Origin of the sequence: Streptomyces sp. NBC_00654 (assembly GCF_026341775.1) — a bacterium.
Lineage (GTDB): Bacteria > Actinomycetota > Actinomycetes > Streptomycetales > Streptomycetaceae > Streptomyces.
This window is the reverse complement of the sequence record NZ_JAPEOB010000001.1, coordinates 3,425,141-3,437,439: the sequence shown is the minus strand read 5'-3', so window position 1 is coordinate 3,437,439 and position 12,299 is coordinate 3,425,141. Positions and strand designations below refer to the sequence as shown.

Sequence of the window (12,299 nt, the reverse complement as noted above, 5' to 3'; positions counted from 1 at the left end):
GATCTCCTTGGGAGAAGGGGAGGAGGAAAGGTCCGGGGCGGTCGCGCTCAGCCCTTGATGGCGCCGGTGAGCACGCCCTTGGTGAAGTAGCGCTGGAGGAAGGGGTAGACGAGCAGGATCGGTACGACGGCGATCACGAGGACGGCCATCTGCACGGCCTGCTGCGGGGCGAGGGCCTCGCCGGCCGAGGCGCTGTTGAGGCTCTGGCCCTGGAGGACGTACGTCCGCAGCACCATGGGCAGCGGCCACTTGTCGGAGTCGTTGAGGTACAGCAGCGCGTTGAAGAAGGCGTTCCAGTAGGTCACCGCGTAGAAGAGGCTGATCACGGCGAGGACGGCCTTGGACAGCGGCAGGACGATCCGTACGAGGATGCGGAAGTCCCCGGCGCCGTCGACCTTCGCCGCGTCGTACAGCTCCTCCGGCAGGTTCATGAAGAAGGACCGCAGGACGACCAGGTTGAAGGCGCTGACCAGGGTGGGCATGACGAGCGCCGCGTAGGTGTCGTACAGGCCGAGACCCTTGACCAGGAGGAAGTTGGGGATGATGCCCGCGTTGAAGAGCATGGTGAACAGCGCGATCATCAGGATGAAGCGGGAGCCGGTGACGTCGCGGCGGGAGAGCCCGTAGGCCATGCCGACGGTGACGAGCAGGCTGGCGAGTGTGCCGACGAGGGTGATGCCGATGCTGACGAGCAGCGCCCGGCTGACGACGCCGCCGGTGAAGATGGTGCGGTAGGCGTCCAGGGTGGGGTGGTCGGGCCACAGGACGAGGCCGGTGGAGCGGATGATGTCGCTCTGCGAGGCGAAGCTCGTGCCGATCACTCCGAGCAGCGGATACGCGACGGCGGCGACCACGACCACGATGGCGAGGCCCTTGGCGAACTGGCCGAGCCGGGTGGGCCGTTCCATCCACGGCGGGCGGCCGTCGGACTTCGCTGCGCGCCCGGAGCGGGCGTTGCGGGCGCTGCGGGTGGTCTTCTTCGCCGGTTCCGTGCTGGGGACGGGACTGGCGGGCGGCTTCTCAGCGGTCAGCACCGCGGTACACCCCTTCGTGGCCGAGGCGGTGGGCGAACTTGTTGGCGCCCAGGACGAGTGCGGTGCCGATGACCGCCTTGACGAGTCCGACGGCGGCGGCGACGCCCCAGTCGTTGTCCTTGATGCCGTGGTAGTAGACGTAGGTGTCCAGGACTTCACCGGCGTCCGGGCCGACCGCGTCGCGCTGGAGCAGGATCTGCTCGAAGCCGACGGAAAGGATCTGCCCGAGGTTGAGGATGAGCAGCAGGATCAGGACCGGTGCGATGCCGGGCAGGGTGACGTGCCAGAGGCGGCGCCGGGGTCCCGCGCCGTCGATCGCGGCGGCCTCGTACTGCTGTTTGTCGATGTTCAGCAGCGCGGCCAGGATGATGATCGTGCCCCAGCCGGCGTCCTTCCAGGCAACTTGGAGAGTGAGCAGCCAGGGGAAGACGTCGGGGTCGCTCATCATGTCGTAGCGCGGGAGCCCCATCCCTCCCAGTACGTCGGGCAGGAGCCCCGCGCCGCCCAGGATCTGCTGGAAGATCGAGACGATGATGACCCAGCCGATGAAGTGCGGCAGATAGACGACGCTCTGCACGAAGCGCCGCAGCCGCTCGCTGACGATGCTGTTGAGCAGCAGGGCCAGGGCGATCGGGATGGGGAAGAAGAACACCAGCTGGACGAGGGCGATCTCCAGGGTGTTGAAGGTCGCGGACCAGAAGGCCGCGTCACCGAACGCCGCCGTGAAGTTGGAGAAGCCGACCCAGACGCTGTGCATGTAGCCGAGGTAGGGCTGGTAGTCCTGGAACGCCACGACGTACCCGAGCAGCGGGACGTAGTGGAAGACGATGAAGTACAGCAGTCCGGGCAGCGTCAGCAGGAGCATCACGCGGTCCCGCTTGAGGCGCTGCCTGAGCGTCAGGCGGTGCTGTACGGGTGCGGTTGCCGGGCCGGCGTGCGACGGGGCGGTCGGCGGGGCGGGCGCTTCGGCCCCCTGCCGCCGTTTTGACCGCTTCTCCCGCGGCAGCGGAGGTGCTGTTTCAGCCATGGTGCGTCCTGTTCGGCTGGGTGGCGCGTGGTGAGCCTTCTGCGGCCGCAAGTTAGTAAGCGGTTAACCCAAAGGTCAAGAGATCTGAGGAAAAGGCTGCGATCCGGGATCATCACGAGATCAATTCCGGGGGCACAGAACCATCAAATCGACCACTAACTAGGGCAATCAGCTTCGAGTGTCGCTTGACGCTCGGCCACCCATGTCCCTAGCGTGCCGGTCATTCCATAGAACGCGATTACTGTCCGGAGGCAGGGTGCGAACCACCGAAGAGGCACCGGCTCGATCCGGTGCCGATGCCGCGACACCGCCCCCCGAGCGGCCGCGCACGGTCCTGGTCATGAGCCCCGGGCTGCTGGACGACGTCTTCCCGCCCCCCGTACGGGCCCGGCTCGAAGAGATCGCCGAACTGCACAACCCCACGGTGATCAGCGAGTTCGACTCACCGCAGGCCGCGGCGGCACTGGCCGGGGCCGAGGTCCTGCTGACCGGCTGGGGCTGCCCGCCCGTGGACGCGGCGCTGCTGGCACGGGCACCCCGGCTGCGTGCGGTGATCCACGCGGCGGGCACGGTGAAGACGTTTCTGTCACCCGACGCCTTCGACCGCGACATCGTCGTCTCCTCCGCGGCGGTCGCCAACGCCGTGCCGGTGGCGGAGTACACGCTCGCCGCGATCATCATGGGCGCCAAGCGGGTCTTCCCGCTGGCCGAGCTGTTCCGCACCCGGCGCACCCATCGCACCGGAGCCGACCTCGACCGGCAGCACTGGCTCGGCACGCACGGGCTGACCATCGGCGTGATCGGCGCCTCCCGGATCGGCCGCCGGGTCATCGAGCTGCTGAGGGTGCTGGATGCCGAGGTGCTCCTGTACGACCCCTATGTCGGGGCGGCCGAGGCGGAGCGCCTCGGCGTCACACCGGCAGATCTGGACACGCTGGTGGCGACGAGCGACGTGGTCACCGTGCACGCCCCCGACACCCCGGAGACCCAGGGGCTGATCGACGCCCGCCGGATCGGGCTGATGCGTCCCGGAACCCTGCTGGTCAACACCGCGCGCGGCCCGCTGGTGGACACCGAGGCGCTCACCGCGCACCTGGTCAGCGGGCGGCTCGACGCGGTCCTGGACGTCACCTTCCCCGAGCCGCTGCCGCCGGACCACCCCCTGTGGGACCTGCCGAACGTCTTCATCACCCCGCATCTGGCGGGCGCCCAGGGCAACGAGATCGGGCGCCTGGGCGCGCTCGCCGTCGACGAACTCGCCCGGTACGCGGGCGGATCACCGTTCGCCCACCCGGTGCACCGGGCCGACCTGGGGAGGATCGCATGAACCCCACCGCCCCGCAGGCTCTAGGCTCGGCGTCACACAACAGCCAGGGGGTGAGCCGGATGCGCCGGCAGAGCACGGCCGCGGACGGACAGCGGCGGGCGACGGTCACGGATGTGGCGCGGCGCGCAGGCGTCTCGACGGCGACCGTCTCCCGGGTCCTGAACCGCAACTACCCGGTGGCCGAGGCCACCCGGGAGCGGGTCGAGTCCGCCATGCGCGAGCTCGGCTATGTGGTCAACGCCCATGCCCGCGCGCTGGCCGGGGTATCCAACCGCACCGTCGGCATCATCGTCAACGAGGTCATCGACCCCTTCTACGCCTATATCGCCCGGGGCGTGGAGCGGGAGGCCGCGCTCGGCGGCCGGCTCTGCCTGGTCTGCTGCACCCAGGGCGACCCGCAGCGCGAGCTGGCCTTCATCGACCTGATGCACGAGCGCCGGGCCGACGCGGTCGTGGTGGTCGGCGGCAGCATCGCCGACCGCGGCTACACCTCCGAACTGGCACGCCGGGCCCGGGAGCTGGACGCGGGCGGCTCGAAGCTGGTGCTGTGCGGCAGACCGCCGCTCGACGATCCCGCCCCGACCGCGGCGGTGGAGTACGACAACGAGGGCGGCGCCTTCGCCATCACCGACCATCTCCTGATGCAGGGTCATGAGCGGATCCTCTATCTGGGCGGCCCGCCCAAGCTCTCCACCACCCGCGACCGGCTCGCCGGACATCTGCGGGCCCTGGAGCTGCGCGGCGTGCCCCAGGACCCCGACCTGGCGCAGCCCGGCGCGTTCAGCCGCGGCTTCGGATACCGGAGGATGGCCGAACTCCTGCGGGACGGTCCGGACTTCACGGCCGTCTTCGCCGCCAACGACATGGTGGCGGCCGGGGCGGCACAGGCCCTGGAGGAGGCCGGGCTGCGGGTGCCCGAGGACATCTCCCTGGTGGGGTACGACGACATTCCGGTCGCCCAGGAGCTGCGGCCCCGGCTGACCACGGTCCATGTACCGCTGGAGGAGATGGGCCGGCAGGCGGTGCGCCTGGCGGTCTCCGGCGACGACGAGGACGACTGGCGCGAGCCGACGACGGGTGCGCTGCGGCTCGGCACCCACATCGTGGTGCGCGACTCGGTGGCGCCGAGGGCGGGACGCGGCAGCAGGGCGTGACCGGTGGGCGGGGCAGGTGCTCGGTTCAGGTGACGGCGGCCGCACGGACGTGCCCGACGGCCGTGCTCGTGCCCGTACCCGCGTCGGCCGTCGGCCGTCGGCCTCGATCGGTGAGACCGCTTACCGGGTTCCGGCCCCCACTCGGCCATAGTAAATCGTAGTAACTTCCCGACTCCTCTTGCGGCTTTGTAGCAACCGCTTACATGCTGACGGCGGGTTCATCACCCCCGCACGCTTTGGCCCCTCACTCATTTCTGCAGGGAGAGTTCCGCATGCGCTTCTCCGCCTCAGCCGCCACGGATGCCACCGCTGCCGCCGCAGCCACCCCCGTCGGCCGCCGATCCGTCCTCGCCGCGGCAGCCGGTGCCGGCGCCCTGGCCGCGCTGGGCGCCGCCGCGGCACCGGCGGCCGCCCGCGGCTCCGCGACGGCGGCCGCCCACCGGCCGGTCCGGGTCACCGTGACCGCCCGCCCCGCGGCCGAGCCCGAGCGGCTGCGTCTGGCCCAGGCCCTGCGCGGCAGCGAGTTCCAGCCCACCGGCCGCTATGTCGCGCCGGGCACCGCCCTGAGCCTCACCGTCCAGCCGCACGACGGCCTCGTACCGACCCTCTGGATCGGCGCCTGGGACTACTACGGCGAGATCAAGGAACCGCGCAGCTACCCGCTCACCGCGGGCGCGAACACCGTCACCGACCCGCACGGCGGCCCGGTCTATCTCACCCTCACCGGCAGCGGCGAGCGGGCGGGCGTGCTGTTCAGGTCCGGTTCCGTGGCCATGCCCGTCTTCACCCTGGGAAGCACCCGCGAGGCCGGATTCCAGCAGCAGCTGGACACGCTGACGGACTCCCCGTACGTCGAGCTCCACGCCCCGCACACGATCATGACGCTCACCCGTGAGGGCGCGCTCCTGTACCGCGGCGAGGACCACGCCGCCCTGCTGCGGCTGGTCGAGCGGATCATCGACTCGGCCGCGCGGGTCAGCGGGCTGGACGGCTCGAAGCCGGCGCACCGGCGCAAGGCGGGCCCGTACCACTTCACCGAGGTCAGCAAGGTGCCCACCGGGGTCGGCGCCTACGCCACACACGGGTACAACGGCTTCCCGCGCGCCTACCTCGACCGGGCGACCACCGTGGAGGGACTGCGCACCCGCGGCTGGGGGCTGTACCACGAACTGGGGCACCTCCACCAGCAGATGGCGTACAAGCCGGGCGGGCTCACCGAGGTCACGGTGAACATCTACTCGCTGGCGGCCCAGCGCGCCCTGGACCAGCCCTCCAACCTGCTCACCGTCGACCCGGCGACCGGGCTCACCGTCTTCCAGACCTCCCGGGCCAAGTTCGGTACGGCCGGACTGACGTACGAGAAGTCCTTCAGCGCCTACGAGAAGCTCGTCCCGCTCCGGCAGCTGGAACTCGCCTTCGGCGACGACTTCTGGCCCCGGCTGCACAAGCTGGTGCGCGAGGAGAACCCGCAGTCCGACTACACGGAGAACGACAAGCGCTACCGGGCACTGGCGACCTACTCCAGCCGCGTCGCGGGCCATGACCTCACCGACTTCTTCCTCACCACCTGGGCCTTCCCGGTCGACGCCATCGGCAGGGCGGAGCTGGCGGCGCTGAACCTGCCGAAGCCGCCCGTGGACCCGAGCACCCTCAGCGACTGACCACGCGGGAAGAGAGCCGGCAAGGAGCCAGCACATGGACATGAGCAGAAGGACCCTTCTCGCCGCCACCGGCGCCACGGCCGCGACCGCGCTCGTCGCGACGGCCGGCCCCGCCTCCGCCGGCGGGCGCAGCGCCGCCGCGCCGGAGCCGGACGACTTCGTCACCCTTCTCGGGCGGGCCGAAAGCCTCCTGACCGGGGGCGCGTTCGATCCCGCGGATGCCGACTTCGCCACCGCGGTCGCCACGCTCGACTCCACGGCGCGCGGTCTGTGGAACACCCTCGACCGGACCGCCGGCCGGACCGCGCTGTGGCCCGACCTCGCGCCGGTCACCGACCCCGGCAACTTCGGCCAGAGCTACACCCGGCTGCGCACGATCGCCACCGCCTGGGCCACCCCCGGCACCTCGCTCGCCGCCGACACGGAGGTGGCCGACGCCCTCGTCGCCGCCCTCCGCTTCGCCCACGACACCGCGTACAACCCCACCAAGCCGCAGAAGGGCAACTGGTGGTTCTGGGAGATCGGCGCACCGCGCGCCCTGATGGACTGCTGTGTACTGCTGCGCGAACGGCTGCCCGCCGCCGATCTGGCGGACCATCTGGCGGTCGTCGACCGGTTCTGCCCGAACGCGGACCGGCGCACCAACTCGCCCACGCTCGCCGAGACCGGCGCCAACCGCACGGACAAGGCGGTGATCGTCGCTCTGCGGGGGCTGCTCGGACGGGACGGGGCCAAACTGGTCTCCGCCCGCGACGCCCTCTCCGACGTACGCGACGCGGGACGCAACAGCCTCTTCCGGTACGCCGCTTCGGGTGACGGGTTCTACGAGGACGGCTCGTTCGTCCAGCACGACGTGGTCGCGTACACCGGTTCGTACGGCACCGTCCTGCTGAGCGGATCCGCCCATCTGCTGGCGCTGCTGGCCGGTTCGCCGTGGGCCGTCGCGGACCCGGCGGTCTCGGTGATGTACGAGGCCGTCGAGCGGTCCTTCACTCCGGTGCTCTTCGACGGTCTGATGATGGACGCGGTGCGCGGCCGCGCCATCTCCCGGGAGCGGGCCGGCGACCACCGGGACGGGGCGGCGGCCGTGTCCGCGATCCTGCTGCTGGCGACGGGCGCGCCCGCCGCGTACGCCGACAGGTGGCGCTCGGTCGTCAAGGGCTGGCTGACCCGCAACCGGACCGCGCCGTTCACCGCCTTCGCCTCGCTGCCCCAACTGGCCCTGGCCAAGGCCGTCCTGAACGACAGCGGCGTTGACGCGGCACCGCGTACCACGGGCCTGTTCGTCTTCGCCGACATGGACCGGGTGGTGCACCGGCAGCCGCGCTGGGCGTACACCCTGTCGCTCTCCTCGAAGCGGATCTCGGCCTACGAGGCGGGCAACGGCGAGAACCTGCACGGCTGGTACACCGGCGACGGCATGACCTATCTCTACGACGCCGACGACCTGGGGCAGTTCAACGACGGCTTCTGGCCCACCGTCGATCCCTACCGGCTGCCCGGCACCACCGTCGACACCAGGCGACGCACCGATCTCGGCACCGGCGGCGGGACCTCCACCTACCGGCCGTCCAACGCGGTCGCGGGCGGCGCGGTCCTCCACTCCCGGTACGGCGCGGCGGCGATGGAACTGACCGGTGCCCCGGGTACGACGCTACGGGCGAGGAAGTCGTGGTTCCTGCTCGACAACGCCGTGATCGCGCTCGGCGCGGGTATCACCTCGGGCGACGGACAGCCGGTCGAGACGATCGTCGAGAACCGCGGCCTCGGTGCGGACGGCCGGCACCGGCTGGTCGTGGACGGCGTCCGGCAGCCGTCCTCGCAGGGCTGGTCCAAGGAGTTCGGCCGGGCCCACTGGGCGCACATCGAGGGGGTGGGCGGCTATGTGCTGCCCGAGGGCGCCGCGCTGCGCACCCTGCGCGAGGAACGCACCGGCACCTGGCGTGCCCTCAACACCGGTGCGGACACGGGCGGTTCGGACACTCCGCTCACCCGTCGCTATCTGACCCTGTGGGTCGACCACGGGGTCTCCCCCACCGACGCGCGGTACGCCTATGTGCTGCTGCCCGGGGCGTCGGCCGCCGCGACGGCCGTCTGGTCGCACTCCCGGCCCGTACGGGTCCTCGTCAACGACGCGGGCGCGCAGGCGGTCGAGGTGCGCAGGCAGGGGCTGACGGCGGTGAATTTCTGGGCCGCGGGCACGGTCGGCGGGATCACCTCGTCCGGTCCCGCCTCGGTCCTGGTCCAGCGGCGCGGCCCCCGGATCTCGGTCGCCGTGTCGGACCCGGGCCGCACCCTGACCGGCCTCACCGTCGAGCTGCCGCACCGCGTGCGTACGGTGGACAGCGCCGATGACACCGTGAGCGTGGTGCCGGGCCGCCGCCCGGTCCTCACCGTGGCGGTCGGTGGCTCCCGCGGCCACACCCACCGCGCCGAACTCGTCCAGTAACCCACTCCAGAGGAGCAGCACCACCATGTCCGTCGCCCCGCATCTGCGTCTGCCGCCGCCCGACCGGCTCCTGTCCTCCCGCACCGGCTGGACCCGGGCCCACTGGGAGGTGACGGCGGACCGGATGCTGGACGCGCTGGTGCCCTACGCGACCCCCGGCCTCGCCCAGTACCGGCTGCCCGGCCGGTCGAGCTGGTCGGGGGTCGTCTCGGACGGACTGGAGGGGTATGCCCGCTCCTTCCTGCTCGCCGCGTGCCGGATCGCGGGGGCGGGCGGGGCGGTCGACCCGGCGCTGATCGAGCGGTACGCGACGGGACTCGCCTCCGGCACGGACCGCGACAGCGGCGAGTCCTGGCCGGAGCTGACGGACTGCTCGCAGCAGATGGTGGAGGCCGCTTCGATCGCGGTCGCGCTGCACGAGACCCGGCCGTGGATCTGGGACCGGCTGGACGCCCGGGTCCAGGAGCGGGTCGTCGACTGGTTCTCCGGGTTCGTGGGCGGGCGCACCTGGGACAACAACTGGCGGCTGTTCCAGGTGGTGTCCGAGCAGTTCCTCGCCTCGGTGGGCGCTCCCCACAGCCGCTCCGACATCGAGTCCAACCTCGACAGGATCGAGGACTGGTACGCCGGTGACGGCTGGTACACGGACGGGGACGGGCGGAACTTCGACTACTACATCGGCTGGGCGATGCATCTGTATCCGCTGCTGTGGTCGCGGATGGTGGGTCCCGGTGACGACGGGGGCCGAACCGCCGTCTACCGGGATCGGCTCAGCCGGTTCCTGGAGGACTACCCGCACTTCTTCGGTGCCGACGGCGCTCCGGTGCACCAGGGGCGCTCGCTGACGTACCGGTTCGCCGCTCTCGCTCCGGTGTGGATGGGGGCGCTGGCCGACTGCACCCCGCTGGCGCCGGGTCTCACGCGCCGGCTCGCCTCCGGCACCATGCGGCATTTCGCCGAGCGCGGGGTACCGGACGAGCGGGGGCTGCTGACGCTCGGCTGGTACGACACGTTCCTGCCGTCCACCCAGCCGTACTCGGGGCCCGCGTCCCCGTACTGGGCCAGCAAGGGCTTCCTCGGGCTGCTGCTCCCGGCGGACCACGCGGTGTGGACGGCGCGCGAACTGCCGCTGCCCGTCGAGGAGTCGGACCGGTACACCGCGCTGCCCGCGCCCGGCTGGCTGCTGCACGGCACCCGGCACGACGGCATCGTCCGGCTGGTCAACCACGGCAGCGACCACAATCCGCCGTACGACCCCGCGGGCGACCCGGCGGACGGCGAGGAGGACCCGCACTACGCGAAGTTCGCCTACTCCAGCGCGACCGCGCCGGAATCGGCCCCGCACGCGGCGGCCCGGGGCATCGACAACCACCTGGCGCTGCTCGCCCCGGACGGCACACCCAGCCGCCGCGGCCGCGTCCACCCGCTGCGCTGCGAGGGGCGTACTGCGGCTTCCTGGTACGCGGCCCGGCTGCCGGGCGACGAGCAGAGGTACCGGATCGCGACGACGAGTGTGCTGCACGGCCCGTGGGAGATCCGCGTCCACCACATCGACGCGCCCGAGGGGGCGGCGGTGCGGGAGGGCGGTCACGCGGTGGCGCACACGGAGCGCCCGGTGGCGACGTCCGGGCCCGGGTGGGCCATGGCCCGTACGGCCGACGGGCTGAGCAGCGCGGTGGTCGCGCTGTACGGCTGGGAGGGCGCGACGGGCGTCGACGGGGCCGGGGCAGAAGTGGCCAGGGCGGAAGCGGCCGGGGCGGAAGTGGCCAGGGCGGAAGTGGCCAGGGATGTGCAGTCCAACGCGTACGGACCGTATTCCGCGATCCCGTATCTGCGCCGGGACCGGCATCCGGGCGGGCGGAGCATCCAGGTGTCCCTGATCGCGCTCTCCCGCGACACCCTGCATCCGCGGGCGCTGCGGGACTCGGTCTCGGTGCGGGTGGCCGCCGGCGGGACGTCGGTGGTGCTGGCCTTCCTGGACGGCACGACGGTCGAAGTGACGGACTGACGGCGGCAGGCCGGGGCCGGGAGCGGATGGGGAGCGGTGGGAGCTGTGGACGCGGAGGGCGCGGAGGAGAGCGTGGTGCCGGCGCGGTCAGCGCGGGGGTGCGCCCCTGCGGTCGATCTGGACGACGATCTCCTGGGCGAGCGACTTGATGGTGGCGAGCCCGGCCCGCCCCCAGGGGCGCGGCACGGTGTCGACGGCGCAGACGGTTCCCAGGGCGATGCCCGTGCGGTCGATGAGGGGTGCTCCGAGGTAGGAGCGGATGCCTATCTCGTCGACGACCGGATTCCCGGCGAAGCGCGGGTAGTCGCAGACGTCGTCCAGGACGAGGGCCTTGCGCCGGACGAGAACGTGCGGGCAGTAGCCGTGGTCGCGGGCCATGTAGCGGGCGCTGCGGCCGCTGCCCGCCGCGGCGGCGCCGAGGTCGGTGCCGCGCCGGTTGCCCGCCGGGGTGTGCAGACCCGCGAAGAACTGCCGGTTCTCGTCGATGAAGTTGACCATCGAGAAGGGGGTCGCGGTCACTTCGGCGACCTTGTCGGCGAAGGCGTCGAAGCTCTCGAACGAGGTGTCGGCCCGTTCCCCGAGACCGAGGGCACGCAGCCGCTCCGCGCGGACGAGGCCGTCCCGGTCGACCGGCGTCAGCAGGAGGCGGCCGCCGGAGTAGTGGTTCATGGATGGGCTCCGAAAGTCTGGAGCGGGGCCGGGGCCGAGGTGGCGTTGATCAGGTGCTGGACCAGGGTGACCAGCGCCCCCGTGCCGGAGCTGGCGATCCGGGCGTCGCAGAGGACGACCGGCACTTCGGGTCCGAGGTCGAGCGCGGCCCGTACCTCGTCGGGTTCGTAGCGGTAGGCACCGTCGAACTCGTTGACGGCGACGATGAATCCGATCCCGCGCCGCTCGAAGAAGTCGACCGCGGCGAAGCATTCCGCCAGGCGACGGGTGTCCGCCAGCACGACGGCCCCCAGCGCGCCTTGGGAGAGTTCGTCCCACATGAACCAGAAGCGCTCCTGGCCCGGTGTGCCGAAGAGATAGAGCACATGCTGGTCGGAGAGCGTGATCCGGCCGAAGTCCATGGCCACGGTGGTGGCCGTCTTGGACTCGACGCCTTCGAGGCTGTCGGTCGCCGCGCTGACCTGGGTCAGCAGCTCCTCCGTGCTCAGCGGGGCGATCTCGCTGACCGCCCCCACGAACGTCGTCTTGCCGACGCCGAAGCCTCCCGCGACCAGGACTTTGAGGGCGACGGGGAAGAACGCGGAGGTTCCGGTGCTGTCAGAGCTGTCGTCGTAGACCATCGAGCACTGCCTCCAGCAGGGATCGGTCGGTGGGAAGGTCATGGAAGGCGGGGGCGTGGGCGGTGACGGCTCCGCAGTCGACCAGGTCGCACAGGAGGACCTTGGTGACGACCGCGGGCAGTCGCAGGAGTGCGGCGATCTCGGCGACGGACATCGGCTCCCTGCACAGAGCCAGGGCCTCCGTGTGCTCGGGGCCGAGATGGCCCCGGGGCTCGCTCCCGGTCGCCATGATCAGGGAAAGCAGGTCGAGTGTGGCCGACGGCCGGGTGCGGCCGTTGATCACGGTGTACGGGCGGATGAGCCGGCCGGCCGCATCGTCCAGCAGGGGTCCGTCCTGCGGGGCCGGCATC

Annotated in this window: 10 protein-coding genes; 5 read left to right on the top strand and 5 right to left on the bottom strand. The window is 71.6% G+C overall.

Going from position 1 to position 12,299, the window contains the following annotated elements; genetic code table 11:
- Positions 1-47 precede the first annotated feature (47 nt).
- On the bottom strand, positions 48-908 hold the full coding sequence (locus OHA98_RS14695) for a carbohydrate ABC transporter permease (protein WP_266927918.1): 861 nt from the start codon (positions 906-908) through the stop codon (positions 48-50).
- Positions 909-1,020: 112 nt separating this feature from the next.
- Positions 1,021-2,061: a sugar ABC transporter permease gene (locus tag OHA98_RS14690; RefSeq protein WP_266925946.1), complete on the bottom strand. Its 1,041-nt coding sequence runs from the start codon at positions 2,059-2,061 to the stop codon at positions 1,021-1,023.
- 340 nt (positions 2,062-2,401) lie between these two features.
- On the opposite strand from OHA98_RS14690, the gene OHA98_RS14685 reads away from it, so the two are divergent.
- The 5 genes from OHA98_RS14685 (at position 2,402) to OHA98_RS14665 (ending at position 10,660) form a co-directional block, all read left to right on the top strand.
- Positions 2,402-3,388 carry a hydroxyacid dehydrogenase gene (locus OHA98_RS14685; RefSeq protein ID WP_266925945.1) on the top strand — a complete coding sequence of 329 codons (987 nt, stop codon included), beginning with the start codon at positions 2,402-2,404 and terminating at the stop codon, positions 3,386-3,388.
- Between the two features lie 59 nt (positions 3,389-3,447).
- Positions 3,448-4,542, top strand: a complete 1,095-nt coding sequence (locus tag OHA98_RS14680; RefSeq protein ID WP_266927917.1) for a LacI family DNA-binding transcriptional regulator — start codon at positions 3,448-3,450, stop codon at positions 4,540-4,542.
- A 272-nt stretch (positions 4,543-4,814) separates the two neighbouring features.
- Positions 4,815-6,203: a M60 family metallopeptidase gene (locus OHA98_RS14675; protein ID WP_266925944.1), complete on the top strand. Its 1,389-nt coding sequence runs from the start codon at positions 4,815-4,817 to the stop codon at positions 6,201-6,203.
- Positions 6,204-6,237: 34 nt separating this feature from the next.
- On the top strand, positions 6,238-8,652 hold the full coding sequence (locus tag OHA98_RS14670) for a polysaccharide lyase 8 family protein (RefSeq protein ID WP_266925942.1): 2,415 nt from the start codon (positions 6,238-6,240) through the stop codon (positions 8,650-8,652).
- 25 nt (positions 8,653-8,677) lie between these two features.
- Positions 8,678-10,660: a DUF2264 domain-containing protein gene (locus tag OHA98_RS14665; protein WP_266925940.1), complete on the top strand. Its 1,983-nt coding sequence runs from the start codon at positions 8,678-8,680 to the stop codon at positions 10,658-10,660.
- 87 nt (positions 10,661-10,747) lie between these two features.
- Here the strand turns inward: OHA98_RS14665 and OHA98_RS14660 are convergent, their stop codons facing one another.
- The 3 genes from OHA98_RS14660 to OHA98_RS14650 are packed head-to-tail and all read right to left on the bottom strand — an operon-like array spanning position 10,748 to position 12,298.
- Complete coding sequence (locus OHA98_RS14660; RefSeq protein WP_266925938.1) at positions 10,748-11,329, bottom strand: GAF domain-containing protein; 582 nt, start codon at positions 11,327-11,329, stop codon at positions 10,748-10,750.
- Positions 11,326-11,949, bottom strand: a complete 624-nt coding sequence (locus tag OHA98_RS14655; protein ID WP_266925936.1) for an ATP/GTP-binding protein — start codon at positions 11,947-11,949, stop codon at positions 11,326-11,328. The genes OHA98_RS14660 and OHA98_RS14655 overlap by 4 nt, the downstream gene beginning before the upstream one ends.
- Positions 11,927-12,298, bottom strand: a complete 372-nt coding sequence (locus tag OHA98_RS14650) for a DUF742 domain-containing protein (protein ID WP_266925935.1) — start codon at positions 12,296-12,298, stop codon at positions 11,927-11,929. Before OHA98_RS14650 ends, OHA98_RS14655 begins: the two co-directional genes overlap by 23 nt.
- Position 12,299: the final 1 nt, after the last annotated feature.